The organism is Achromobacter sp. FW305-C-13 (assembly GCF_058783475.1).
On record NZ_JBYSYN010000001.1, the window covers coordinates 795,061 to 820,278 of the forward strand.

General features: G+C 62.6%; 18 protein-coding genes and 2 pseudogenes. 10 read left to right on the forward strand and 10 right to left on the reverse strand.

The window, feature by feature from the left end:
- Positions 1–4 precede the first annotated feature (4 nt).
- The 3 genes from AC3WMU_RS03560 to AC3WMU_RS03570 are packed head-to-tail and all read left to right on the forward strand — an operon-like array spanning position 5 to position 4,959.
- The gene (locus AC3WMU_RS03560) at positions 5–2,158 is read left to right on the forward strand and encodes an efflux RND transporter periplasmic adaptor subunit (protein WP_492281837.1); all 2,154 of its coding nucleotides are present in this window, start codon (positions 5–7) and stop codon (positions 2,156–2,158) included.
- 1 nt (position 2,159) lies between these two features.
- A complete protein-coding gene (locus AC3WMU_RS03565) occupies positions 2,160–4,142 on the forward strand; it encodes a preprotein translocase subunit SecA (protein WP_492281838.1) in 1,983 nt (660 codons plus the stop codon).
- 19 nt (positions 4,143–4,161) lie between these two features.
- Positions 4,162–4,959, forward strand: a complete 798-nt coding sequence (locus AC3WMU_RS03570; RefSeq protein WP_006224225.1) for an efflux RND transporter periplasmic adaptor subunit — start codon at positions 4,162–4,164, stop codon at positions 4,957–4,959.
- A 24-nt stretch (positions 4,960–4,983) separates the two neighbouring features.
- Here the strand turns inward: AC3WMU_RS03570 and AC3WMU_RS03575 are convergent, their stop codons facing one another.
- Together AC3WMU_RS03575 and AC3WMU_RS03580 are read right to left on the reverse strand one after the other, a co-directional pair.
- Positions 4,984–5,949: a 2-hydroxyacid dehydrogenase gene (locus AC3WMU_RS03575; protein ID WP_492281839.1), complete on the reverse strand. Its 966-nt coding sequence runs from the start codon at positions 5,947–5,949 to the stop codon at positions 4,984–4,986.
- A 45-nt stretch (positions 5,950–5,994) separates the two neighbouring features.
- Positions 5,995–6,990 carry a Bug family tripartite tricarboxylate transporter substrate binding protein gene (locus AC3WMU_RS03580; protein WP_315131298.1) on the reverse strand — a complete coding sequence of 332 codons (996 nt, stop codon included), beginning with the start codon at positions 6,988–6,990 and terminating at the stop codon, positions 5,995–5,997.
- Positions 6,991–7,166: 176 nt separating this feature from the next.
- On the opposite strand from AC3WMU_RS03580, the gene AC3WMU_RS03585 reads away from it, so the two are divergent.
- Complete coding sequence (locus AC3WMU_RS03585; protein WP_006224228.1) at positions 7,167–8,051, forward strand: LysR family transcriptional regulator; 885 nt, start codon at positions 7,167–7,169, stop codon at positions 8,049–8,051.
- A gap of 28 nt (positions 8,052–8,079) precedes the next feature.
- Here AC3WMU_RS03585 and AC3WMU_RS03590 read toward each other — a convergent pair whose 3' ends face one another.
- On the reverse strand, positions 8,080–8,460 hold the full coding sequence (locus tag AC3WMU_RS03590; RefSeq protein ID WP_006224229.1) for a DCC1-like thiol-disulfide oxidoreductase family protein: 381 nt from the start codon (positions 8,458–8,460) through the stop codon (positions 8,080–8,082).
- A 141-nt stretch (positions 8,461–8,601) separates the two neighbouring features.
- Here AC3WMU_RS03590 and AC3WMU_RS03595 point away from each other — a divergent pair, with 141 nt between their 5' ends.
- Entirely contained in the window at positions 8,602–9,654 is a 1,053-nt protein-coding gene (locus tag AC3WMU_RS03595; RefSeq protein WP_202803395.1) for a D-cysteine desulfhydrase family protein, read from the forward strand.
- 4 nt (positions 9,655–9,658) lie between these two features.
- On the opposite strand, the gene AC3WMU_RS03600 is transcribed toward AC3WMU_RS03595, so the two are convergent.
- Together AC3WMU_RS03600 and AC3WMU_RS03605 are read right to left on the reverse strand one after the other, a co-directional pair.
- Positions 9,659–11,062: an HdeD family acid-resistance protein gene (locus AC3WMU_RS03600; protein ID WP_052017859.1), complete on the reverse strand. Its 1,404-nt coding sequence runs from the start codon at positions 11,060–11,062 to the stop codon at positions 9,659–9,661.
- A 160-nt stretch (positions 11,063–11,222) separates the two neighbouring features.
- Complete coding sequence (locus tag AC3WMU_RS03605) at positions 11,223–11,846, reverse strand: DUF2239 family protein (RefSeq protein WP_492281840.1); 624 nt, start codon at positions 11,844–11,846, stop codon at positions 11,223–11,225.
- Between the two features lie 253 nt (positions 11,847–12,099).
- On the opposite strand from AC3WMU_RS03605, the gene guaB reads away from it, so the two are divergent.
- From guaB to AC3WMU_RS03620, 3 genes and pseudogenes are all read left to right on the forward strand, one after another.
- Entirely contained in the window at positions 12,100–13,560 is a 1,461-nt protein-coding gene (gene guaB, locus AC3WMU_RS03610; RefSeq protein WP_006224233.1) for an IMP dehydrogenase, read from the forward strand.
- A 103-nt stretch (positions 13,561–13,663) separates the two neighbouring features.
- Positions 13,664–15,256, forward strand: coding sequence for a glutamine-hydrolyzing GMP synthase (gene guaA, locus AC3WMU_RS03615; protein ID WP_006224234.1), 1,593 nt, complete (start codon positions 13,664–13,666; stop codon positions 15,254–15,256).
- 294 nt (positions 15,257–15,550) lie between these two features.
- Positions 15,551–16,800: pseudogene (locus tag AC3WMU_RS03620) on the forward strand (tyrosine-type recombinase/integrase).
- Here the strand turns inward: AC3WMU_RS03620 and AC3WMU_RS03625 are convergent.
- The 5 genes from AC3WMU_RS03625 to AC3WMU_RS03645 are packed head-to-tail and all read right to left on the reverse strand — an operon-like array spanning position 16,784 to position 24,458.
- Positions 16,784–17,395, reverse strand: coding sequence for a helix-turn-helix transcriptional regulator (locus tag AC3WMU_RS03625; RefSeq protein ID WP_492281841.1), 612 nt, complete (start codon positions 17,393–17,395; stop codon positions 16,784–16,786). The pseudogene AC3WMU_RS03620 and the gene AC3WMU_RS03625 sit on opposite strands and share 17 nt — an antisense overlap.
- A complete protein-coding gene (locus AC3WMU_RS03630) occupies positions 17,292–19,355 on the reverse strand; it encodes an AIPR family protein (RefSeq protein ID WP_492281842.1) in 2,064 nt (687 codons plus the stop codon). Before AC3WMU_RS03630 ends, AC3WMU_RS03625 begins: the two co-directional genes overlap by 104 nt.
- Entirely contained in the window at positions 19,356–20,327 is a 972-nt protein-coding gene (locus tag AC3WMU_RS03635; RefSeq protein WP_492281843.1) for a PD-(D/E)XK motif protein, read from the reverse strand.
- Positions 20,320–22,986, reverse strand: a complete 2,667-nt coding sequence (locus AC3WMU_RS03640; RefSeq protein ID WP_492281844.1) for a Z1 domain-containing protein — start codon at positions 22,984–22,986, stop codon at positions 20,320–20,322. The genes AC3WMU_RS03635 and AC3WMU_RS03640 overlap by 8 nt, the downstream gene beginning before the upstream one ends.
- The gene (locus AC3WMU_RS03645) at positions 22,983–24,458 is read right to left on the reverse strand and encodes an ATP-binding protein (RefSeq protein ID WP_492281845.1); all 1,476 of its coding nucleotides are present in this window, start codon (positions 24,456–24,458) and stop codon (positions 22,983–22,985) included. The genes AC3WMU_RS03640 and AC3WMU_RS03645 overlap by 4 nt, the downstream gene beginning before the upstream one ends.
- Positions 24,459–24,777: 319 nt before the next feature.
- Here AC3WMU_RS03645 and AC3WMU_RS03650 point away from each other — a divergent pair, with 319 nt between their 5' ends.
- A complete protein-coding gene (locus AC3WMU_RS03650) occupies positions 24,778–24,894 on the forward strand; it encodes a hypothetical protein (RefSeq protein ID WP_492282348.1) in 117 nt (38 codons plus the stop codon).
- Positions 24,895–24,959: 65 nt separating this feature from the next.
- Positions 24,960–25,212 (forward strand): annotated as a pseudogene (locus tag AC3WMU_RS03655) (phage integrase central domain-containing protein); the annotation flags it as partial.
- Between the last annotated feature and the right edge of the window lie 6 nt (positions 25,213–25,218).

Here is a 25,218-nt window from a genome sequence, read left to right on the forward strand (position 1 = left end):
GAAGATGTCTAGCACCGCGCTCTATAGCAATTCCTGGCACCGGGTCAGCACGCTGCGCCCGAGGCTGCGTTCGCACATCCATATCCATCGCCACGTGTACCGGGGCGAGGTCTGGTACGTGATGCAAGACCAGAGCAATGGCGAATTCCACCGCTATACGCCCGAGGCCAACCTGCTGATCAGCTTGATGGACGGCCGCCGCACGGTGCAGGAGATCTGGGAGATCGCCTGCGGCCAGCTGGATGACGACGCCATGCCGCAGGACGAGGTCATCCGCCTGATGGCGCAGTTGCACCGCGCCGACGTGTTGACCACCGATCGCGCGCCCGACGTGCGCGATCTGGTCGAACGCCGCAAGCGCCAGCGCATGCAGAAGGTCAAGCAATACATCGGCAACCCCAGCGCGCTGAAAATGCCGTTGCTGGACCCCGACCGCTGGCTGACGCGCCTGCTTCCGGCTTACCGCTGGCTGTTTACCTGGGTGGGCGCCTTGCTGTGGTTGGGCGTGGTCGGGGCGGGCGCGGCGCTGGGCGCCATGCACTGGCAGACGCTGACGCACAACATCTGGGACCAGGTGTTTTCCACCGGCAACGTGCTGGCCATGGCGCTGGTCTATCCGGTGGTCAAGGCCATCCACGAGCTCGGGCACGCCTGCGCCGTGAAGGCGCGCGGAGGCGAGGTCCATGAAATCGGCCTGATGTTCCTGCTGCTGGTGCCCATCCCGTATGTGGACGCCTCGGCGGCCTCGGCCTTCGCGGACAAGCGCTGGCGCATGCTGGTGGGCGGGGCGGGGATCCTGGTGGAACTGTTCCTGGCGGCGGTGGCGATGATCGCCTGGACGCAGCTGGATCCGGGGCTGGGCCGGTCGCTGGCCTATACAGTCATTGTGCTGTGCGGCGTGTCCACGCTGTTCATGAACGGCAATCCGCTTTTGCGCTATGACGGCTACTACGTGCTGTCCGACGCCATCGAGATCCCCAATCTGGGCCAGCGTTCCAACGGCTACCTGGGCTATCTGTTCAAACGCTATGCGCTGGGCCTGCGCGGCGTGGAGGCGCCGCGCGCCACCCCGGGCGAACGCGCCTGGTTCGTGGGGTATGCGGTGCTGTCCTTCTGCTACCGCATGTTCATCATGTTCCTGGCCATCTTCATCATGGCCGGGCAGTTCTTTTTCTTCGGCGTGCTGCTGGCGATGTGGGCGCTGTTCAACACGATCGTGATGCCGTTGTGGCGCCTGGGTCGCCAGTTCTACGCCGACCCGCAGATCCAGGCTCACCGCTTCCGTTCCTATGTGATCTGCGGGGTATGTGTGCTGGGCGTGGCAGGTCTGGTGGGCGCGGTGCCCATGCCGTCGTCCACCGACACGGAGGGCGTCGTCTGGGTGCCGCCGACCGCGCAGGTCAGGGCGCCCGTGGCCGGTTTTGTCCGGGCCCGCCAGGCGGCGGATGACGCGCCCGTGGGGGGGGGCGCGCCGCTGATGGCATTGGAAAACGATGAATTGATTCGCCGCGACGCCATGTTGGCCGCGCAGGTTGACGAATACCAGGCGCGCTACGTGCAGGCCTATGCGCAAAACCAGGTGCAGGCGGCCATCATGCGCCACCAGTGGACCAGCCTGCAAACCGAGCGCCGGGCGATCCAGGAACAGGTGCAGGCGCAGCAGGTGCGCAGCCCGCACGCCGGGCGCTATGTGTCGGCGCAGCCCGAAGACATGACGGGGCGCTACGTGCAGCGCGGCGAGTTGCTGGGCTATGTGCTGACGGATGCCGAGACCGTGCGGGTCGTCGTGCCGCAGTCCAGCCTGGAGCGTATCCACCGGTCGCTCAAGGATGTGCGCGTCCGCTTGGTGCAGGACAGTGGGCAGGAATTCGTGGCCAGGATCGCCCGCGAGGTGCCCGCCGCCACCGACGAATTGCCCAGTCTGGCGCTCAGCCTGCAAGGCGGGGGCAGCATCGGCGTGGACCCGCGCAAATCGCAGGAAGGGCGCGCCAAATCGTCCGAAAACCTGTTCGTCATGGACCTGACCCTGCCCGAGGACGCGCCGCGCGCCTACCTGGGCGCACGCGTCTATGTGAAGTTCTCCCACGAGCCCCGCCCGGTCGCGCTGCAAGCCTACGATGCCGTGCGCCAGATGGTGCTGCGCCAGTTCCGGTTCTGACATGCACGCCTTTGCCGCCCTGAACCCCGACCCGCTCTATCCTGAAAAGGAAAGCGAGCGCCATGCCAACAAGCTGGAAGCCTGGGGCACGGGCACCTTGCGCTGGCTGGGTCGCAAGTGGCGCGAACCGCTGTGGCGCACCCGGCGCATCCTGTCGCGCGTGCGGCGCGAAACCGCGGCGCTGGGCGATATCGACCTGGCGGGCGTGCGCCGGCGCGCAGATGACATCGCATTCGACCTGCGCGCCAATGGCATCACGCAGGAGAGCGCCGCACGTGCCTTCGCGCTGATCCGCCAAGCGGGTCGGCTGGCGCTGGGCAAGGCGCATTTCGATGTGCAATTGCTGGGCGGCTGGGCCATGTTGCAAGGCATGGTGGCCGAAATGCATACGGGCGAAGGCAAGACGCTGACGGCGACGCTGCCCGCCGCCACAGTCGCCATGGCTGGTCTGCCCGTGCACGTCATCACCACCAACGACTACCTGGTGGAACGCGACGCGCAGATCATGGGGCCGATCTACGAGGCGCTGGGCCTGTCGGTGGCGTGGGTCAGCATGGAAATGGACATCCCCGCGCGGCGCAAGGCCTACCAGGCGGACGTGGTCTATTGTTCCAACAAGACGCTGGTGTTCGACTACCTGCGCGACCTGATCGTGCTCGATAGCGACAAGGACGAAGACGCGCTGCGCCTGGAGCGCTTGCGCGGGGCGCAGGGCAGGCTGAACCAGCTGTACCTGCGCGGTCTGTGCTTTGCCATCGTGGACGAGGCAGACAGCGTGCTGGTGGACGAGGCGCGCACGCCGCTGATCATTTCGGGCGTGCAGGAAGACGACACCACCGAGGTCACGCGCCAGGCCATGGAACTGGCGGGTGGCATGGTGCCCGAGCATTACCGCCTGCACCGCGGCGAGCGCCGCGTGACGCTGACCGAGCTGGGCCGCGAATACCTGCGCGGGCAGTGCGCCGTGCTGCCTGCCCCCTGGAGCATCCCGTTCCGGCGCGAGGAACTGGTGCTAAGCGCGCTGACCGTGCTGCATCTGTACCGGCTGGACGAGCAATACATCATCCGCGACGAGAAAATCATGGTCGTGGACGAGTTCACCGGGCGCGTGATGCCGGACCGGTCCTGGGGCCAGGGCCTGCACCAGATGCTGGAACACAAGGAAGGGCTGGAACTAAGCGAACCGCGCGCCACACTCAAGAGCATCAGCTACCAGCGTTTTTTCAAACACTATCTGCTGCTGTCGGGCATGACGGGAACCGCGGCCGAGATCCGCGCCGAACTGGGCCGCGTGTATGACCTGCCGGTAGTGCGCATTCCCACCCATCGTAAGTCGCGCAGGCGGTACGCGCCGGATGCCGTCTACCCCACGCTGGCCGAGAAATGGGCCGCGGTGCGCGACCGCACCCGCGCGCTGCACCAGCAAGGGGTGCCGATCCTGATCGGTACGCGCTCGGTCGCGGCGTCCGAGCAGGTGGCGCAGGTGCTGGCCCAGGCGGGCCTGCCCGCCGTGGTGCTCAACGCCAAGCAAGACGCCGACGAAGCCGACATGATCGCGCGCGCTGGCGAGATCGGCAGCATCATGATCGCCACCAACATGGCGGGGCGCGGCACCGACATCCCACTGTCCGACGCCGCGCGCGAGGCCGGTGGCCTGCATGTCATCCTGACCGAACGGCATGAATCCGCACGCATCGACCGGCAACTCGAAGGCCGCTGCGGGCGCCAGGGCGACCCCGGCCATGTCGAAGCCATTCTGTCGCTGGAAGACGCGGTGCTGGACAGCGTGACCGGCAGCGCGTGGGCCAAGCCCATGCAGATCCTGCGCGCGCCCCGCGCTCAGGGATGGCATGGGTTGGCCGCGCGCTGGTTGCGGTTTGCGCAAGCCCGCACCGAACGAAAACTGGCCCGCGACCGCCGCCAAATGGTGGCCGCGGATGAAGAACTTGAAAACTCCCTGTCGTTTTCCGGGCAGGGCGACTGACATGCAAAGATCCCATCTCATGACGCTACGCCTTCGACTGCTTTGCCCCGCCTTGCTGGCTGGCCTGCTTGCCGCTACCGGCGTTCGCGCCCAGGGCCTTCCGCCGGATGCCCGCCTGCCCGTATTGGCGGAGCCGGCCTTGTCTACGCAGGGCGACAATCTGCATGCGCCGATGGCCTGCCTGATCGAACCGTTCCAGGTGTCCGAGCTGGGCAGCGCATCGGCGGGCGTGCTCAGCAATGTGCTGGTCCAGCGCGGTGATGTTGTCAAGAAAGGCCAGGTGGTGGCCGAGCTGAACACCAGCGTCGACGAAGCCACCTTGGGGCTGCGCCGCGCCGAAGCGGCCTACCTGGGCCGCGTCGTCGAGCGCAATGCCGACCTGTTCAAACGCCAACTATTGCCGGCCGGCGACTACGACGAAATGACCTCACGCAGCCGCCAGGCGCAACTTCAGGTGGCGCTGCAGCAGGCGATCCTGGCCGAGCGCAGCATCAAGAGCCCGTTCGACGGCGTCGTCGCGGAACGCTTTGCGGGGCCGGGTGACCGTGTCAACGACAACAAGATCGTCAAGCTGGCGCAGATCAACCCCTTGCTGGTGAAGGTGGTCGTCCCCGAAGGCCTGTACGGGCAGATCAAGGCCGACGCGAATGCCGAGGTCACGGTGAACCAGGCCATCAGCGGCAAGCCGCTGCAGGCCAAGGTGTGGCGCATCGACCGGGTCATGGACGCGGCTAGCGGCACCTTTACGGTGCTGCTGCGCGTTCCTAATGACGGCAATGCCATCCCGTCGGGGATCCGGTGTTCGGTCAAGTTCTGAAAACAGGCGTGGCCTGGCGTTGGGTCACACCACCCGAGTCAGCACCTTTTCATCCCGGAACCAGCCATCCAGGTTGGCGACCATCAAGTCCGCCATCGCGCGGCGGGTTTCGTGCGTGCCGCTGGCGATGTGCGGCAGCAGCACCACGTTGTCCATTGCGTTCAGCGCGGCCGGCGTTGCCGGTTCGTGCTCGAACACGTCCAGGCCCGCGCCGGCGATGCGTTTGTCCTGCAAGGCGCTGACCAGCGCGGCTTCGTCCACGACCGTGCCGCGCGCGATGTTGATCAGCCAGCCCTGGGGGCCCAGCGCGTCCAGCACTTCTGCATTCACCAGGTGGCGGGTCGCACTGCCTCCGGGCACGGCCAGCACCAGGAAATCGCATTCGGCCGCCAAGGACTTGATGTCGGGGCAGTAGCGGTAGCCGGCCGGGGCGTCAGCGCGCGGTTTGCGGCTGGTGTACAGGATATCCATGTCGAAGGCCGCGGCGCGGCGGGCGATCTGCAGGCCGATGTTGCCCAGTCCGGCAATGCCGCAGCGCTTGCCGCTCATGCGTGTGGCAAGCGGAAAGCATTCGTTGGGCCAGCGGCCGGCACGCACGAAGCGGTCGGCCTCGACGATGCGGCGCGGCGCCGCCAGCATCAACGCCAACGCCGTGTCGGCGACGCAAGCGTCCAGCACGCCGGGCGTGTTGGTGACGACCACCCCGCGTTCCTGGGCGGCTGCCAGGTCGATGGTGTCGTAGCCCACGCCAAAGCTGAAAATGCCCTCAAGCGCGGGCAACGCCTCGATCAGTTCGCGGGTGGCGCCGAAGCGGCCGCTGGTGGCGATGCCGCGAATGGACGGCCCATGTTCGCGCAGCAGCGTGGCGGGATCTGCGGCTTCCCACAGGCGGTGGACGCGATAGCGGGATTCCAGATCGGCCACAAGCTCGGGCAGCAAGGGGCCGACCATCAGCAGGTGGGCGGAGGAGGCGGGCAGGGAATCTGTCATGGATACGGCTTATGAGAAAGGCCCGGTGACCGGGCCGGATGGGGATCAGTTCGTCTGGATATTACGGGTCTTGATGATCTGCCCGTAGCGCGCGCGTTCGCTGGCGGCCAGCTCTTGCAATTGCTGCGGGGTGGAACCATGCGCGACCGCGCCTTGGGATTCCAGCTTGGTTTTCATGGCGGGGTCGGCGGCAATCTCTCGGATCGCTTGCGACAGTTTGTCGATGACGGCGGGCGGGGTGCCGGCCGGCGCCAACACGGCGGTCCAGGATCCGGATTGCGCGTTCTTCACGCCGGCCTCATCAATGGTCGGCACGTCCGGCATGGCGGGCGACCGTGCGGCGCCTGTCACCGCCAGCGCCCGCAACTTGCCGCCTGTCACGTAGGGCATGGTTTCCAGCACCGAGGCAAACAGCATGTCCACGCGGCCCGCCATCAGGTCCGTCATGGCCGGGCCGCCGCCTTTGTATGGCACATGCATCAGGTCCACGCCAGTGGCTTGCTGGAAGATCTCGGCGGACAGGTGCGGGGCGCCGCCTGTGCCGGAACTGGCAAACGTGTGCTTGCCGGGTTCGGCACGCGCCAGCGTCACCAGTTCGGCCACGTTCTTGGCCGGCAGCCCCGTGGGCACGACCAGCACGAAGGGTAGGTCCGAGAAAAGCGAGACGGGGGCGAAGGCCGTCGCCGGATCCGAATGCAGCTTGTAGATCCACGGGTTGATGGCCAGCATCCCGGAATTGGCGAACAGCAGGGTGTAGCCGTCGGCCGGCGAACGCGCCACCAGATCTGCGGCGATCTGCCCGCCCGCGCCCGGGCGATTGTCCACCACCACTGACGACGCCAGTTTGTCGCCCAGGGCGGCCGCCAGCAGCCGTGCCGAAATATCGGTGCCGCCGCCCGGTGAAAAGGGGACGATCAGGTTGATCGGGCGCTCCGGATACCCGGCGGCGCTGGCGTTACACGGCAACGCGGCGGTGGCGGCCAGGGCCAGCGCCGCGGCGATGAGCCGGACGCGTTGTCGCGCGATGGGGGTTGTCTCCATGTCTCTCTTCTCTTTTTGGTGTGGGAAGCGGCGTCTGCCGCGGAAAAACGTGCTGCGTCGGTGCTCCTTTGCTTCCTGCGGGCCGGCGGGCGGCCTTGTTGCCGAGTATAGAAACGGCTGTTGATGGATAGCCGTTCGAGCTATAAATAGCATTGATCAATTCAAGAGTTGAATCGATGGAATTCCGTCAATTGGAGTGTTTCATCGCCGTCGCGGAAGAACTGCACTTCGGCCGGGCGGCCGAGCGGCTATGCATGACGCAGCCGCCACTATCCCGGCAGATCCAGTTGCTGGAGCAGGATCTGGGCGTGACGCTGTTCGAACGCAATAGCCGGCAGGTGCTGCTCAGCGCGGCGGGCAGGCGCTTCTTGCGCGACGCGCGGCACTTGCTGGAATTCTCCGCGCGCGCCGCCGCTACCGCGCGGCGCACCTCCGGGGGCGAGGCCGGGCACATCACGCTGGGTTTCACCGCGGTCGCGTCGTACCGGCTGATGCCGTCGATGATCATGCAGGCGCGCAAGCTGCTGGCCGGCGTCGAGATCCAGCTTCGCGAAACCGTCAGCACCGATCTGGCGCGCCTGCTGCTGGCGCGCGAACTGGACGCCATCCTGGCGCGCAGCGTGCCGCAACAGGCCGGCATCGAATCGCGGCTGGTCGAACGCGAGCCCCTGGTGCTGGCGTTGCCCGCAGGCTCCCCTTTGTGCGAACACGACACCGTGCCGTTGCGCCTGTTGCAGGGCCAGCCTTTCGTGCTGTATTCGCCCCGGGAAGGCAAATACTTCTATGACCGCATCGTGGGGGCGTTCGGCTTGGCCGACGTGCAGCCGGACTACGTACAGCGTGCGGGGCAGACGCACACTTTGCTGGCGCTGGTGCGGGCCGGCTTGGGCGTAGGCATCGTGCCGGATTCGGCGCGGGAACTGCGATTTGAAGGGGTGGAGTTCCGACCGATCGGCCAGCGAGACTTATACGCGGACATGTATCTGGCCTGGCACGCGCAGCATGACAATCCGGCGCTGGACGCGTTCCTGCAGCGGGTGGCGGGCGTCGCGGCCAAGTGAGTAAACCGGGCGGCCGCGACGGCGGCCGTCACATCTGCATTTTCTTCTTGCCCAGCAAGGTCAGCGCCAGGCTTCTGCCTGTACGCATGAAGGGGTAGAGCGCCGTTGACAGGCACGGGTTGCGGAAGACGGCGGCGTTCACGCTATTGAAGAAATCGTTGCCGGTGCTGATCAGCGCCAGCCGGTTGATGCAGTCGGCGCCCCAGTAATCCTGGCCGTCCAGATGCAGCAACATGCCCTGGTTCAGGTCGTACCCTTGGGCCTTGTAGGCCACCGCCAGATCCGGGTGGTCGCGCATATTAAGCAGGTCGATCGGGCCCACGGCCTTCTGCAGTTGCAGCATCCGCACATAGTTCGAGCAAAAGGGGCAGTCTCCGTCATACAGCAGGAAGTTCTTGGCGATGGCCATGGCGCACCCTATAGTTTTGCGCGGGCGCGGGAATCCCGCCCGCCTGTACCGATTAAAGCGCATTTCGTCCGTGATAAAAAAGTGCCCGACCCGTCGCGCTCGCGGCGCCCGCATTCGACACTCAAAGGGATGTACTTCAGCATGACCACCGCAAAGATTCCCCTGGACCGGTTTCCGACAGTCCCGCTCGTCGGCGCGCCTACGCCGATCCAACGCATGGATCGTCTGGCCGCAGCCTTGAAGGGGCGCCTGCAAGGCGTGCAGCTCTACGTCAAGCGTGATGATTTCATGCCCTTGGGCGGGGGCGGGAACAAGCTGCGCAAGCTGGAATTCCTGTTGGGCGACGCCTTGGCCCATGGCGCCGATACCGTCATCACCGTGGGCGGACTGCAGTCGAATCATGCGCGCCTGACGGCGGCGGCCGCGGCGGTCACTGGCCTGGCCTGTGAACTGGTCCTGTCACGCGCCGTGCCCCGGGACGACGCGGAATACGAGCACAACGGCAACATGCTGCTGGACCCATTGTTCGGGGCCCGGGTCACCATCGCACCGGCAGGCACGGACAGTCTGGCAGCGGCCCAGGCGCGTGCGGAAGCGCTGCGCGCCCAAGGTCGGCGCGTTGTCGTGCTTCCCACTGGCGGGTCGACCCCGCTGGGAAGCCTGGGATACGTCAGCTGCGCCCAGGAAGTCCTGAACCAGGAACGCGAACTCGGCGTGGAATTCTCGACCGTGGCGGTCGCCAACGGCAGCGGCGGGACGCAAGCCGGTCTGGTGACGGGCTTTCACGCGGCGGGCCGAGACCCCGGCCTGGTTCAGGGATATGGCGTTCTGGCCGTCGAATCTCAGACTATCGCCACGACCCACGCCTTGGTGGCCGGCGCGTGCGAGCTGCTTGGGCTGGCGTCACCCACCGTATCCGCAATCCGCGTGAATGGATCGCATCGCGGTGAGCACTACGGGGCGGCCACCCCGGGAATGCTGGACGCGGTCACGACCGTTGCCCGGTCCGAGGGCTGGTTGCTGGACCCCGTCTACAGCGGCAAGGCGTTCGCGGGCTTGCTGGCCGATATCGAACAGGGCAAATACGCGCCCGGCTCGAATGTCCTGTTCGTAATGACGGGCGGCCAGCCTGGCCTTTTCGCCTATCGCAGCGCCTTCGAGCCGACGCGGGCGACTGGCGCCGACCGCGGCTAGGCCTTCACGCTTCGGGCCCCGCACCGGGCAGGTCGGCCGACGCCTGTTGGCCGCGCTGCGCGGCGCCACGGTCCTGCGCCCGCCACCGCGCGCGCAAGCCGGCGATCTGGCGCAACGCCTGCTGCGACATCTTCCACCAGCCGAACGGGCGCGGATCGGCCAGCATGCTCATGGCGCGGGCGTAGTCCAGCGTCAGCCCCGGCGTCCAGGCCATGGTCATGGCGCGCTTGCGGATCTGCGAGGCCACCCAAAGCTCGGGCGTCAACAGCAGCCGGATCAGCACGCGCCATCCCGCCCGGCTGCCGTGCAGCCGGCCCACCACGCCGTCCAGCGCGGCATCAAGCGCCCGCGCCACCGAGCTTGAACAATTGCGGTGGGTCAGGTTGTAGGTGCTGTTCTGCCGGTACTCGTTCCAGAACGCGGCCAGTTTGTCGGGGTCGTAATTCCGGATGCGCACGCGCATGGTGGACGGGCACCAGGCCTTGGATTCGGTCGCATAGTCAGGTTGATACACGCCGGGGATGTCGTTGTCGGGCGTCGCGCGCAACAGGTTGCCGAACTCGTCGGGCGACCGGTCGATTTCTTCCTTGGGATACAGGCTGATATAGATGCCTTCCGGGGACTCCAAGGCGGCGTGGCCGGTGGAGATCACGCCGTTCACATCGACGGCCGCGATGTAGCGGTCAACGACGGGATAGTTGCGCGTTTGTGCCTTGGCGGAACCGGACGGCGTCCAGACGTGGACGGTCAGCGCCCGCTCGGAATCGGCGGGTGGGCCGTCCCACACGGGCGACGCGGCCGCCGGCGCGGCCGGCATGAAATCCGAAGAATCATTGGCGGCGAAGGCCGGGTTCGAGGCCAGGTGCTTGACGCGCCGCGCCAGCCACAGCAGTTTCAGGCCCGCAATGGCCAGGAAAAGGCCCAGGCAATACGGCACCGTGCCGACGTAATTGGTGGGGTAGGGCTGGAAGAAGAAAATGGCCAGCAGGATTTCGGCCACCCCTCCGGCGAAGGCGTAGCGCCAGCGGTCGTAGCGCACGACATAGGCGGCCAGGCATTGCAGAACCCCGTCCATCAGGAACAAGGCGCCAAAGATCATCGACAGCGCGAAGTGCCCGTGGTGGTGCCCGATCAGGATCAGCGTGCCCGCCAGCAGCACGAATACACCCTTGGTGTAGCGCAAGACGCGCTGGCCGCCCACGCCGGAAGAGGCGATCAGCAGCGTGGCCAGTCCTTCAATAATAAAGAGGACGGCAAAGGCATTCAGGGGGAAGTAGAGTGCGTTGTCCAGCGCGTCGATGAAGACGCATATGCCTGCCGCCAGAAAGAATGCGCCGACTGCGAACAAGGCGCGCCAGCGTTTGCGCAGATAGGGGACTCCCAACAGCAGCAATACAAGTTGTGGCATGCCAGCGGTCCGGAAAGGGGAAGGCGGATAGGAGCTCAGAACAGCATGGTACCGAAACCCGGTCGATTCTGAACACGTTAATGCAATCCTTCAATACGGTTTCCCATCCGCTTCCGCAGACCGCAGGGCCGCCGGGTAGCGTGCCCTGCAACGATTCGTCTTAATCGGGCGCTGGCCAGGCCAGGCCCATCGCGTAGGCGCGCAGGTCCTGCGGCCACGTGGCAATGCACTGCGCAAAGCGTTCGCGGTCGTCTGCATAGAGCGCCCGGGTTGCGTCCTCGAAACTGGCCAGGTTGCCGGCCATGCTGGACATGAATCGGTAGGCGGCTTCCTGGCGCAGGCGCTGCTCGTCCCGCGCCTCGTTGTCGCGGCGCGCCTGCTCGACCAGCTTGCGCAGCGCCACCGAGGCGCCGCCGGGTTGCGCGCCCAGCCAGTCCCAATGCCGAGGCAGCAGGGTGACTTCACGCGGCACGACGCCCAGCTTCGGCCGGCCGCGGCCGCGGCCGCGGGGCTGTGCATCCGCGGCATCGACAGCGTCGGGTTCGACGGCGGGCAAGTCGGCGGCAGGCGGCGGCGCATGGCGCGCCACGATTTGCGCGTCGTCGCCGCGCAAGTCCAGGTCCGTCTGTTGGCCCGTGCTGTCCTGAAAGACCAGCACCGCCTCGCGGTCGGACGCATTCATGGCCCTTTTGACGGCCAGCGCCACGTCGGCCAGGGGGCCCGCGGCCAGGATGCGGTGGCCTTCGAAGGCGGTGTAGGAAAGGGGGGAGGCAGTGCTAGACATGGCGGCAGGGTTCCGTGCCTGAGTGGAGTTAAGCTGGTCCGTATTATGACCCGGGTAAAAATATAAGTCAATATTGTCCGGGTAGAATTGTTCTTCGAGTGAGATTGTTCACTAGAAATTGGGGTCGCATCGCCAGTCGGTTGGTTGCATTCGCTGACTTGCCAGACTGCAAAAATTCCGTACAAACCTAGGGTCAACACCTAGTCAAAACATGCAGGCGGCGTATAATCTTGCTTTGCGCCCGGAGTTACCCATGCGTCTCGTTCAAAAAGCGCTCACCTTCGACGATGTGTTGTTGGTGCCTGCGTATTCCGAGGTGTTGCCGCGCGACACCTCCCTGGCCACGCGCCTGACTCGCAATATCAGCCTGAATATCCCCCTTGTGTCCGCCGCCATGGACACCGTCACCGAATCGCGTCTGGCCATCGCCATGGCGCAAGAGGGCGGCATCGGGATCATTCACAAGAATTTGTCCGCCGATGCCCAAGCCCGTGAAGTGGCTCGTGTGAAGCGCCACGAATTCGGCATCGTGATCGATCCGGTCACCGTCACCCCCCAGATGAAAGTGCGCGACGCCATTGCGTTGCAGCGCCAGCATGGCATCTCGGGCCTGCCGGTGGTCGAAGGCCGCAAGCTGGTCGGCATCGTGACCAACCGCGATCTGCGTTTCGAAGAAAACCTGGATCAGCCCCTGCGCAACATCATGACGCCGCAGGAACGCCTGGTCACCATGAAGGAAGGCGCCACGCTGGATGAAGCGCAGGCCCTGATGCACAAGCACCGTCTGGAACGCGTGCTGATCGTGAACGACGGCTTTGAACTGCGTGGCCTGGCCACCGTCAAGGACATCGTCAAGAACACCGAACACCCGATGGCCAGCAAAGACGGCCAAGGCCAGTTGCGCGTTGGCGCAGCGGTTGGCGTGGGCGCCGGCACCGAAGAGCGCGTGGAAAAGCTGGTCGCGGCAGGCGTTGACGTCCTGATCGTCGACACGGCCCACGGCCACTCCAAGGGCGTGCTGGAAGGCGTGCGCTGGGTCAAGCAGAACTACCCCAAGGTTGAAGTCATCGGCGGCAACATCGCCACCGCCGCCGCCGCGCGCGCGCTGGTCGAGTACGGCGCCGACGGCGTCAAGGTCGGTATCGGCCCCGGCTCCATCTGCACCACGCGTATCGTGGCCGGTGTGGGCGTGCCGCAGATCCATGCCATTTCCGAAGTCGCCAAGGCGCTGGAAGGCACGGGCGTTCCGCTGATCGCCGACGGCGGCATCCGCTACTCGGGCGACGTCGCCAAGGCGCTGGCCGCCGGTGCATTTGCCTGCATGATGGGCGGCATGTTCGCCGGTACGGAAGAAGCCCCGGGCGAAGTCGTGCTGTTCCAAGGCCGCTCGTACAAGTCGTACCGTGGCATGGGCAGCCTGGGCGCCATGACGGACGGCTCGGCCGACCGCTACTTCCAAGACCCGTCCAACAACGCCGACAAGCTGGTTCCGGAAGGCATCGAAGGCCGCGTCCCCTACAAGGGCAGCGTCCTGGCCATCATCTTCCAACTGGTCGGTGGCATCCGCGCCTCGATGGGCTACTGCGGCGCCGCAACCATTGATGACATGCGCACCAAGGCCGAATTCGTGGAAATCACCTCTGCTGGTGTCCGCGAGTCCCACGTGCACGACGTGCAGATCACCAAGGAAGCGCCTAACTACCGCGCCGACTGATCTACACAGTCAACTACAATGTCATGCATTACGCACCGGCAGAATCGCAAAATCTTGTAGCGGTTCTGCCGGTGCGGTTTTATTTCTAACGGGTAGAGTCTCCATGCACCAGCGCATCCTCATTCTTGACTACGGTTCGCAAGTCACCCAGCTGATCGCCCGCCGCGTGCGCGAAGCCGGCGTCTATTCTGAAGTCCACCCGGGCGACGTCGACGACGCCTTCGTGCGCGAACAGATGGCGCAAGGGCTGAAGGGCATCATCCTCTCGGGCAGCCACGCTTCCGCCTACGAAGAAGGCTCCATGCGCGTGCCGCACGCCGTGTTCGAGCTGGGCGTGCCTGTCCTGGGCATCTGCTACGGCATGCAGTCCATGGCGCAGCAACTGGGCGGCGTGGTCAGCTTCTCGGACCACCGCGAATTCGGCTACGCCGAAGTCCGCGCGCACGGCCACACCAAGCTGCTGGACGGCTTGGCCGACTTCACCACGCCTGAAGGCCACGGCATGCTGAAGGTCTGGATGAGCCACGGCGACAAGGTCACCGAGCTGCCCCCGGGCTTCAAGCTGATGGCCTCCACGCCGTCGTGTCCCATCGCCGGCATGGCCGACGAAGACCGCCGCTTCTACGCTGTCCAGTTCCACCCCGAAGTCACGCACACCGTCCAAGGCAAGGCCCTGTTGGCCCGCTTCGTGAACGAGATCTGCGAATGCCAGGGCGACTGGAACATGCCCGACTACGTCGCCGAAGCCGTTGCCCGCATCCGCGAGCAAGTCGGCACCGACGAAGTCATCCTGGGCCTGTCCGGCGGCGTGGATTCGTCCGTTGCCGCGGCGCTGATCCACAAGGCCATCGGCGACCAGCTCACCTGCGTGTTCGTCGACCACGGCCTGCTGCGTCTGGACGAAGGCAAGCAGGTCATGCAGACCTTCGCCGAAAACATGGGCGTGAAGATCATTCACGTCGATGCCACCGCGCAATTCATGGGCAAACTGGCCGGCGTCGCCGACCCGGAAGCCAAGCGCAAGATCATCGGCCGCGAATTCGTCGAAGTGTTCCAGGAACAAGCCGGCAAGCAGCAAAGCGCCAAGTGGCTGGCCCAGGGCACGATCTACCCCGACGTCATCGAATCCGCTGGCGCCAAGACGGGCAAGGCCACCTCCATCAAGTCGCACCACAACGTGGGCGGCCTGCCGGACACGCTGAACCTGCAACTGCTGGAGCCGCTGCGCGAACTGTTCAAGGACGAAGTCCGCGAACTGGGCGTGGCCCTGGGCCTGCCGCCGCAGATGGTCTACCGCCACCCGTTCCCCGGCCCCGGCCTGGGCGTGCGGATCCTGGGCGAAGTGAAGCATGAATATGCCGAACTGCTGCGCCGCGCGGATGCGATCTTCATCGAAGAACTGCGCAACACCAAGGACGAAGCCAGCGGCCTGACCTGGTACGAGCTGACGTCCCAAGCGTTCGCCGTGTTCCTGCCGGTCAAGTCGGTGGGCGTGATGGGCGATGGCCGCACGTATGAATACGTTGTTGCGCTGCGTGCGGTCCAGACGTTTGACTTCATGACGGCTGATTGGGCGCCGCTGCCGCATCCGCTGCTGGCTCGGGTTTCGTCGCGGATTATTAATGAAGTCCGCGGGATTAACCGGGTGGTGTACGACGTGTCGAGCAAGCCGCCGGCGACGATTGAGTGGGAATAAGTTACATAGTTTTCGGGGCTATCGGCAACTATCGAAAAATCAACGTAACTTGTTGATTTTAAAAAGATATATTGCCATTGGCTATCGAAGGCTATCGCTGACAAGCGGACCATTTTGCCGGTAAGGCTGACGGTGTCCAAACCAGTGAGTACTGGCCTAAAATTTTTACCGCAAGCCTGCCGGAAGGGGCAGCGGTAAAAATTCTAGCAAAAAGCTAGGATTCATGCGGGTTTCCGGGCGGTTGCAGGTTTTGAAGGTGGGTGGCGGTAAACGTCTCCCCCTCTGGAGAACACCATGCTGACGGACACCGCTTTCAAGAATCTCAAGCCGCAGGCAGCCATGTACAAGGCGGCCGACCGGGACGGCATGTACGTCACGGTTTCGCCCGCAGGCACGATCACCTTGCGGTACAACTACCGCATCAACGGTCGGCGTCAGACGTTGACCATCGGCCGCTACGGGCCTGCAGGGCTGACGTTGGCCAAGGCACGTGAGCGCTGCATGGAGGCCCGCCGTTCGGTCTCGGAAGGCGTTTCGCCGGCGCAGGAGAAGCAGCCCCAGAAGCGGCAGATCGCGCAGAGCCAGACATTCGGCGAGTTCGTCACGCGATGGGCCGTGGAGGCCCGGATGGCCGACAGCACGCGTTCGATGCTCCAGTCCATCCTGGACAGAGACGTCCCGCCGACTTACCGTAACCGGCTGCTCAGCGAAATCAGCGCCGACGATCTGCGTGAGCTGTGCAACAAGTTCAAGGCGCGCGGAGCGCCTGCCACGGCTGTGCATGTTCGCGACGTCGTGAAGCAGGTTTTCAGCTTTGCCATCCTGCACGGCGAGAAGGTATCGAACCCAGCGGACGACGTGGGGCCGTCTTCCATCGCCACCTTCGTGCCGAAAGATCGTGCGCTGTCCCTCCAGCGAGATCAAGGTCATGCTCAGCCAGATGGAGTTCGTGGCCTCGTACCCCACCATCAAGCTGGCACTCAAGATGATCGTGCTGATCCTGGTTCGCAAGGGGGGAGTTGATTCAAGCCACCTGGGATGAGGTCGAGTTCGAGAATGCGCTGTGGACCGTCCCGAAATCGTGGATGAAGGCCGGCAAGCCGCACACCATCTATCTGTCGCAGGAGATCCTGGACATCATGGTGGCCTTGCGGACGTGTGCCGGTGGCTCGCGTTACCTTTCACCGTCACGCTATGACGGTGAAAAATGCATGTCCAACGCGACCCTCAACCGGGTCACGTACCTTCTCGCGAATGGGCGAAGACTAACGGCCTCGAACTGGATCCTTTTACCGTCCACGACCTGTGGCGGACCGGTTCGACCATCCTGAATGAACTGGGTTTCAACAGCGACTGGATCGAGAAGTGTCTGGCGTATGAGGATGGACGTTCTTCGCGAGGCATATACAACAAGGCTGAGCACGCCGTCCGGCGTCGCCACATGCCTCAGGAGTGGGCCGATATGGTGGGCCTGGGTGGCGGGGAGGGCACACACAGCGACGCTGATGCCGCCATCGATGACGATGCTTACGACCCAGGCCTAACTTCCACTGGGCGGTGCTTGCGCTGTCGAACGTCGGGGGAGGGTGCTCGCTCCAGTTGCGTGGAGTCCGAAGAAGTTCGACGAGCATCCAGCCAAGCTTCCACTTCGTATGCATCCCAGACCACGCATCGGGCGGTGATGTTGAAGCGGCGGGGGAATTCGCCGCGACGTTCCATTTTGTGGATGGTGGTATCGGCGACCGGGACCATCGTGCGCGATTCCTGGCGTCGGATGGCGCGCCGCAGCGGACGCACAGCGGGCACCAAAAATGGCCCGGGCTCGCCACGAATCGTCTGTAAAGCAGCAGAACGGTGGGGGACTGAAATTCCAGGGCTGTCGTCAATTCGCTTCACTGTTTCAACTCCATTTGCGGTCGAGGTGGCCATGCCAATGGCCCGAACGTTTTTTGATGTATTGGCGGGAGTAACCGCATGCGCAAGCCTCAAACAATGAAACAAAAGTCGGTGCATTTTCGAGAGAGTGCTCTGTAGCCTAGCTGATCGCAATGCCTTCCAGTCGGCCTTTTTCAAGAGTTCCCAACAGTATGGCGCATTGCTTTTCCGTAGGGATTTTTGCGGGAATCTGCATGGCGACATTGAGCACGCCTATCTCCTTGGGATTCAGAAGAAACTTGATCGACAGAGCGTCGTGCAGGCGCTTCCATTCCTTAGCCGGAATTTCAAGAACGCGTCGCTGGGCTTCTATGCCGTTGTCAATCTTCTGAGTCTGCTTCGCGGCCTTGGTTTCGGTCGCTTGGTCTTCGGCGGAAACAAGCAACTCATCGAAATCCGGGGGAAGGCTCTTTTCCATTTTCCCGATCAGTTCCTGAATGCGCACCCAGCACGCATCCTTCTTGCACCATTCACCGATGTTGGAAATTCCCTGGGGCGGATGAGCGATGTCGTCGTTCACGGTCTTTGCGATCACGGCAAGGGTGCGGTTGAGCAGGTCGCCGGCGCCCTGTGCGTTCCACACGCTCAGAAAGTCGAAGACCTTGCCTCGGCGAGTCGCTATCTCGTTGAGCGATGCAAGCGTGTAGGCCACGATGTTGGCACGGTAGCCGTTGTACCAAAGCTGGGCGGATACCACGCGTTCCGCGGCGCGGAAGATCAGGCCACGGGCCACTGCCCTGCGAAAGTAGAACTCATTGAATCCGTCCGAGGACTTCTCCCATTCCTTGCCCACGCGGGACGCATACTTGGCGAAGTTCTTCTGTGCGCCGAGGTTGACCCATTTAGGATGGTCGTCCCAGACGTTCTCGAACTTTGCGAGGTCGGTCTTCGTGAACATCTGTGGCTTTGGATGCTCGGCCTTGAAGCGTTTCTGCTCGGCTGCGTTGAGCTTGGACTGGGCATCCGCATACTGCCCTCGCGCCCGCTCGTAGAACCACCGGGTCTCGCGCTGGGCCCCGCGTTGCGCAGGAGCCCAGAGCCGCCGCGAGAAGGTCTCCATGCGGACATGGAACGGGTGATTCGAAAAGAAATCCGCAGCGTTCACACGGTTCTGAGTGTTGGCGTACTCCGAGATGCGAGGAACGACGAGTTCGCTCGACTCGCTGTCGATGACCGACAGCTTCATCTGGACAAAGATACATGCGAGATCAGCCTTGTCGCGCTTGCGCGTATGAAAGAGCGAAGCGGTGGTCTGCCCTCCGTTGACTATCTGGAGATCGGTGATGCCCACTATCTGGAGCCCGGTGTTGGTCATCCTGGTCTGCACGCCCTGGGCCGTCGCGGTTACGCCGTTGTTGTAGGCGAAGAACATGCCGGGCTCGCTCATGATGGTCGACCTGATGCCTTGATTCACACTCCCACGGGCCTGGAGAAAGGTCCGCACGTTCTGTTCAAGAAGTCGCGCACCATACTTCTCGTAGAGCGTCGCCAGAATTGCGGCAGGCATGACGATAAGGAAAGACTGATAGGCGTCCTCGCCCAGATGAGCAGGTAGGCAGGAAATTCCGCTTCCGAACATGGCCTCGAAATCCAGATCGAGAGGTTCCTTGTGACTGCGGGAGCTTCGCTGCCGCATAAGGCGCGTCAAGTCCCAGATGTGGAAGGTGGTGGGGATGCCCGCAACCTCCGTCTCTGCCAGCGATTGGATCTTTCCGCTCAACGCACGTTCGGATATGAGGAATAGGTTGATCTGGTGAATCACGCCCTTACGGTCCTCGAGTTGCCGTGCCAAGCCGTATTCCGGCGAGGTCACTTCCAGCTGCTTGGCCAGTCCTTTGCCGATGCACGCTTCGACGAAGTTGGTGGCGCGCTTGAATGCCGCGTCCACTTCGGTTCGGGACAGCGACGCCAGTTCACTGCGACTGTCGAAATCGGCGACGAACAAGTCCAGGACGCCCTCGTCGTTGAACCAATAGCCGTCCACACGCATACCGCGCTGGGCCCGGTAATGGCAGAACTCGAAGCCTTCGGTGAAGCCTGTTTCGACGAGTTCCTTGGTAACCGATTCCATGAATTCCGCAAGCAGGAAGCTACCGTTTGCTTCGGCGCCGGCGAGCAGCTCCTGTCGGAAATCATTGAAGAACTCTTCCGGCGTGGCATCCATTCATGGCTCTCCGAAAATTTCGTGCTCTGCGCATCCGAAGGCGGTGATCGCCTCGAGCTCGATGTCGTATGAAACCCTCGCCAAGCCCTTCGCGATCTCCGACCTGACGAGCCTGGGAAAGGACGGTCCGACCCTGTAGGCCTGACGCTTTCCAACCTGCAACCTGGGTTTGTCGTATTCCGGGACAGGAACGTAGCCGCAGGCTCCAAGCTTGTCGGCGAGCTGCTCCCGGGATTCGGAAAACTCCAGTTCGTCCTCGATCATTCGCACCAGTTCGTTGAGAGAGTGGGCGTTTTCCACATCGGCCTGCTCGCTCAGCCGAACGGTGTAGAGAAAGATGTTCTCGGTCAAGCCTTCCAGCTGGTCCTCTGAAGAGATCCGTACACAACTGCGTTCATGGCCAGAGAGAGACTTAACCTCGATTGCCGAATCGCCGAAGTGAAAGTCCTGATGTGCATCGTCAGGCCCGCGCCATGCCGCCACCGCGGCCTGCTGTGGAAGGGTGTGCTGGTACAGAGTGCGAAGAACGAGAAGCTCGGCATACAGACCTCGAATCTCGGCGTCCGACAGCAGCCGCGCATTCTTGCCGGACAGAAAGGACTTCCAACGCTTCAGATGGATCAATGCCAGCGTCAGCGCAGTCTGCGAATCACCTATCGATGAGAGAGTCGAGACGATGGTTTCGCACAGCACTAGGAACAGATCCTGATCGGCATGCCGAGCGAGTGTCAGCACGAGCCTCTGCTGGGTTGCGCTCTCGCCGGCGCGGAGATCCAGTCCGATGCCATGGACCCTGGTCGCTTCCTTTCTGAACTGCGCGGTGTGATCGCCAGTCAGTTCTACCAGCATCAGGGACTGGCCATCAGAGTTTCTGCCCCAGTAGAGCGAAACTCCGGTTGTGCCTGCTATTCGCCTGACGTTGTAGTCGATCGAAGGCTTGGCAATGCCTTCCCAGGGAGTGGCCTTACTCATCGAAATCGTCCTCGGAGTCAGGATCGTCCTCGAAGGACCTGTACATCTGTTCGATCCACACGCGATTGGCAACGACCTTCGTCTCTATGCCGAACAGGCCGTGGGGAAAGCTGATGCCGAACGCCGGAACACGCTGCCCGGAAAGAGCCTCGACTGCCACGTTGGTGGGTTCCAGCACGTGGATCATCAACAGTGGCTTGTTTCGCACCACGCGGTAGTGGAGATCCGATGTCTTTTTGGTCTTGCTTTTTTCGTCGCCGGAAGCGATGCGAATGGCTTCGGCAACCTGGTCGCTGGTCAATCCCAGCTTCTCATCGCCCCGACTGGCCAAGCGATATCCTGCAAGCAGCCACTCGCCGTCCTTGGCGCCTTCTGCCGTGCGATCCTGCGCACCGAGCACGAATTCTTCGGGAATGCCTAGCCCCTTGGACACGAGGAGAACGTCGCCCTTCCTGTTGAACTTCTCCGATATGGCCTGCAGATAGGTCAGAGCATGTGACTTGGTGGGGGCAAATTTTCTGTGCGCTCGGAAGCGGACGATGAATGACTCGATTTGCTCGACGTCAACGTCCTGAATGAACCAGCCCTTTTCGGTTGGCGTCACTGAGCGGCCGAAGCCAGATTTCCAATACTCCTTGATCAGGTCTTCGTTATCCTCATTGGTCTTCCTGTCGGTGGGCAGCGTGCTGCTTTCGACCAGTTTGCCTGTGAAGTTCTGATTGAGGATGACGGTTTCGCCGCCGCGCATCTTATTGGCCGCCGTGATCAGCAGGCTGTCTGAAAGATGTTGAACATACAGGCCGAAGTCTCTCGGGCTCATCTTATCCCGGCGCATTTGCCTGATCTGCTCTCGCAGTTCGTCGGAAGCGTTCGCGATGAATCCGTACCAATCGATCGAATCACCGCCGAGATGCACTCTGCAGAGATCCTCGAAGCCGGGTCTGTAGCCGAACCATCTGCCCATCTGCATGAGGGTGTCGTACATGCGGGTGTTCCGGTACATGTAGCTGACGGTCAGCCCTTCTATGGTTAGACCCCGCGAAAGGCTCAGGCCACCGATCGCAACTGCGGTGAGACCGACGCCTTCCTTCTCGTATCGCTTGAAGTCCAGGACGTCCTCGGTTTTGCTGTTCACGACGTAGAGCCGAAGATGTTCGAATGCCCCCAAAAGGGCGGTCTTCACGTCGTCCCAATCGAACTCGCAATCGCCGAACTCGCTTTCGAAGGCTTCCCGAAGCGCCGACATGTACTGATTCTTGGAGGACACCTCTTCCGGCATCATGTAGTTTGCCTTGACCGCTTCGCGAAGCCGGCGTTCGCGAATGCTGATGAAGTTTCTGATCTCCTTTTGAATGGAGACGAAGCGCGAAGCATTGATCATCATGGAACAGTGCTTTCCGGTCTGCCCCCGCAGATTCCGGATCGCCCTGGCGACGATGAACTGGTCGAACGCGCGGTAGAGACTGGGTGGCAGCTCGACGACAGGATCATCCTTCTTGTGAGAGAAAGGAAGATAGCCCTCGCAATCCGTGATCCTGCCCAGGATCGATGCGCTGGAAACGGGGTTCAGGAAGACCTTCTCTGGTCCGAAATAGGTGGTTGGCGCGTCGAGCGAATAGATGAAGTCCCGTGGGAACAGTTCCTCTCTGACGTCGCTGTCGAAAGCATCCGGATTGATGAAGATGTTCGCGAAGGGGGTAGCCGTGTAGCCGACATAGCAGGACTTCGCGAACAGACTGAGGATCTGGCGAATCATTGCGTTGGTACGCGTCGGCTTGAGATCTTCCTTGTTGGTATTGATGGACGCGTTGTCGGCCTCATCGTCGATCAACAGCATGGGGACATCGGAGATACGGCCATCACCCTGGGCATTCAGACCCTTCAACCAGTTGTGCAGGGCCTCCAGCGTTTTGACGTTCTTCTTGATGACCAGGATGATGGGCTTGCTGAAGTCGTTGATCTTCCAGCCGCTGTTGTCCGCAGTGCTCTGGTTGAAGTCTTCGTTGACATTGGTGAGCGTCGCAGGCTGTGGATAGCCCTTTCTCTTTCCAACGCCGATCGCAACCCTGTTCTTTGGATCGCTCGAACGCCCGATGAAGCCCTCGTCGACCCGCTCCTGAGTCTGCCTCCGCAGGTTGTTGTGGATGCCGGCAATGACGATGATGAACTTGTAACCCGCGTCCGCAGCCTTGGCGATCACGCCCATGTAGTTGGCCGTCTTGCCGGACTGAACGTGGCCGATCACGAGCCCCCGCCGATTCCATGCTCCCTCGCTCTTGGGATCCTGGAGCAGCCCGAGAATCTTGGTTGCCACGTCGCTCAGTGATTGAACGAGCGTCGGCTGCCACTTTTCACCCCTCAGATAGTCCTCGTAGGCGTTCGAGTAGGTCCACTCGATGCCCTCTCGCTTGTAGACCCAATCCTCATCGTGATTGGCATCCGGATCGACCAGGGATACGCCTTCACCCATCGAGGTGTCGATGGCGATCATCGCTTCTTCCACCGCCGAGCGGAGATCGCCGCTGTAGCCGAGCAACGGTGCAAGGAGTGCGGCTCTGATCTCGACGTCTGCCTTCGAGGGGGTCTCCTTCTGGTCCTCGAACGCCGTGATCAAGGCCTGAACCAGGCCCTTTTCCTTCTCGTGCTGTCTTGCTGTCACCTGAATTCCTCCCTCATGAATCTTTCGACGGTTCCCTCGTGTCGCTCGAAAAGGCGCGTGGATCGGACTATTTCCATGAACGTGCTGGCGGTCCCTGGTCCATGTCCCCACAGGGCGGTCCGCAGATCGCGAAGATGCTGCAGGGCGTCATCGTCGACTGGTACCTGACTGACTTCCCGCGGGTGGCTGGAATAGTCGGAATAGATCATCTCGATCGGCAGTGCAGCGGATATCGATTCGAGGAGCAGGTGAACGTTCTTGCGGCCGGCTTCGTCGAGTCTTTCCGTCAGACGTCGAACCAGTGGATGAGCACCGTTTAGCGCATAGCGGATGCCCCCATGATCGGCGTAGCGTTCCCACACAGGTGCCGATACTTCCTCGAACAGGCGCCGTCCTCGACCGCGGTGAACCGTCGTGCTTCTTCCTGATACTTGCCCGATGATCTGGCGCAGCCGTTCGCGCACGGGCAATGGGGGCCGCGCACGCGACTTCTTGATGTCGATGGTCCAAGACTCGTCCAGACTGTTGGGGAAGTCGATCTGGACCCGAGCCAGCTTGGTTGCCTCGCCCTTGGGTATCAAGCGAAACCAGTCGCCCCAAGCCATGAGTCGACCGTTTCGGTAAATGTAGGCCCCTTGATTCGAGATGAAGTCGCTGCGGCTTTGGTAGTAGTCATATTCACGCACCCCCAACCGAGAATGGTGAGGCAGAACGTATGGCTGAAGGTGAACTGCGGCCGAACCTATGCGGACGATCTCTTCCGGCAGGATCTGAGTGGCATTGTTCTTTCGACAGAATGGATCGAAGGCTTCCACGGGGTGTCCGTTCACGGAGATCGCAAGTTTCTGTGCGCCTCGGATTTCGCCTGCGAGGAATCGGTGGAAGACGAGACCCAGATGCCTTTCCAGAACATCCAGCTTTTCGCTGATGATCTCGTCGCGTCTGTTGCCGGCCTCATCTTCGGTCAGCCGATCGAGGTTCTTCCAGATGACTGCCGTTCCATGACTGCCGACGCGCTGGAGGCAGGGCAGGGCAGTGATGTCCTCGGCATCGAGAATCGACAGAAGCCATTCGTCAGACGCGTCGATTCGATCCAGGTTCCATTCTGCCGCGCTGATCGAGCCGTCCTTGGCGCTTGCCACCGTGAGGGAACGACATTGGGAAAAGGATGCCGTCTTCAGGCCCAGCCCGAACCTCCCGAGGTCTTTCGGGGAACGCTGCTGCCTCGGATTGACTGCCCCATGCCGCATGGCCTTCAACAGCTCGCTGGCGTCCATACCCTTGCCGTTGTCGAGGATGACCAGAATCGGTTCGGAACCCGTTGCATCGCAGAGGATATCGATGTGCGTGGCGCCTGCGGAAATGCTGTTGTCGATCAGGTCGGCAACCGCCGTCTCCAACGAGTAGCCAAGGTCACGCATTGATGCCGACAGACTGGCCGCGCTTGGCGGAAGCGGGTAATCGCGTGCCATCAGCCTGACATCAACTTTGATGACCGATCAAGGTCGAACGCCGCAGCGGTTTTCCGAATGGCCGATAACCAGCCAGAGAATTTCGAAAGCATTTCCTCGGACGCCCCTCCTGAACCAATTTCCCCTAATGTAACATGACAGTAACCACATGTTGCGACTATTGGATGATTCGCTGATGTCAAGGCGCGTTTCACCCGCCGTTCCGGGGTAGGGCGTGCCATCCGCCCATGAAGCTCCCGACCACGCCACAGCGCAACCGGATGATGGCCGGCATCCGCGGGAAGATCACCGGGCCTGAGCTGAGACTCCGACATGCTCTATTTGCTGCGGAGTTCAGGTCCCCCTGCATCGGCGTGATCTGCCGGGATCTTGCGATATGGTTTTCCCGAGGTATCGCACTGCTCTGTTCGTGCACGGATGTTTCTCTACGGCATGAAGGCTTGCCGGTACACAACGGTAAACGCCCTATTCTTAGCGACGCTTCTATGGGGGAATTACCAGATGACCGGAAAGTGGCTTGTGGATGCTCGAATGGCTGACAGCACTGGGCCATGCGAAAAAGCATCGTTGATCGGGACATCCTGCCGGCTTTCGAGAAGCGACAGCTCAACGAGATTACCGCAGATGACCTGCGTGCTCTCTGTAATAAGATGAAGGTTCGTGTGGTTCCGGCACCGCGGTGCATGGCCGTGACATCGTGAAGCAGGTTTATGCCTTTGCGATGCTGCACGGTAAAAAGTTGGATAGCCCCGCGATGGCG